General features: G+C 62.4%; 1 protein-coding gene. It reads right to left on the bottom strand.

All coding sequences use genetic code 11. The features are described from left to right. Window positions 1-254, bottom strand: a 254-nt coding sequence (locus tag ACLQ3J_RS20945) for a condensation domain-containing protein (protein WP_425904304.1), incomplete at its 3' end; no start/stop codon positions are given. Window positions 255-298: the final 44 nt, after the last annotated feature.

Here is a 298-nt window from a genome sequence, read left to right as displayed (position 1 = left end):
TCAACCGACGTCCGCAACACCAACGTATTGACGAACATACCCACCAGATCATCGAGCGCAGCCTCACCACGACCCGCAATCGGGGTGCCGATCGCAACATCGGAACTCGCACCCAACCGCGACAGCAACACCGCCAGAGCAGCATGGACGACCATGAATTCGGTTGCGCCACTGCGTCGGGCAAGATCGGTGATGCTCGCACGAACACGACCATCGATCACGAACCCATGCGAGGCGCCCCGGTAACTCGACACCACCGGACGAGGCCGATCCCCCGGCAACGTCGACTCCTCCGGCA

Origin of the sequence: Rhodococcus sp. DT1, from assembly GCF_049844875.1 — a bacterium.
In the GTDB taxonomy this organism is placed as follows: domain Bacteria; phylum Actinomycetota; class Actinomycetes; order Mycobacteriales; family Mycobacteriaceae; genus Rhodococcus.
This window is presented reverse-complemented; position numbering and strand designations above follow the sequence as displayed.